Raw genomic sequence first — 660 nt, 5'->3', positions numbered from 1 at the left:
GCTCAAGGGCAACGGGTTCAGGTTCGTATCGACGCCGTTCCCGGGCACACCTTCGTCGGCCGTATCGACAGTTTCTCCCCCGCCTCAGGTGCTCATTTCGCATTGCTTCCACCGGACAACGCCACCGGCAATTTCACCAAGATCGTCCAGCGCGTGCCGGTGAAGATCGTTCTCGACCCTGAGTCCGTCGGAGCCTTCAAGGATCAACTCATGCCGGGCATGTCTGCTCTGGTGGAAATCGATCTGCGGCAGATGCAAGGGGCCGCCGGCGTCAGGACCGCGAAGTCTCCATCTGAGCGGCAGGTGCCGCACGCCCAGTCCCAGGGCACCGTACTTGCTGCGCACCCCGCTGCGCGGCTGTCCGCGGCCACGAGCGCGCCGCCCACGGCGCCGGTCATGGCCACGCGCACCGAGACCGCAGACGAGATGGAAAAGCGGGTGCTCGCAACGGGTTGGTCCCGCCCGGCCAGCGCGAGCGCCGCCCGTCCGGCCACGGTCGCGGCCAGGAAGCCCCAGAAGGCCGAGACGGCTGACGAGATGGAAAAGCGGGTGCTCGAAAGGGGCTGGAGCCGCCAGCACGGCGCGAGCGCCGGACTGGCGCCTGAACCGTCCCGGGCTGCGGCGCGGCCGCAAACCGGGCGGCGCGGATACGTTCGCACC

General features: G+C 68.8%; 1 pseudogene. It reads left to right on the top strand.

What is annotated here, in order from left to right:
- Positions 1 to 660: pseudogene (locus AWB67_RS41670) on the top strand (hypothetical protein); the annotation flags it as partial.

It is taken from the genome of Caballeronia terrestris, assembly GCF_001544515.1.
Classification (GTDB): domain Bacteria; phylum Pseudomonadota; class Gammaproteobacteria; order Burkholderiales; family Burkholderiaceae; genus Caballeronia; species Caballeronia terrestris.
Note: the sequence above shows the minus strand (reverse complement) of the source record. Positions and strands in the feature narration are given on the sequence as shown.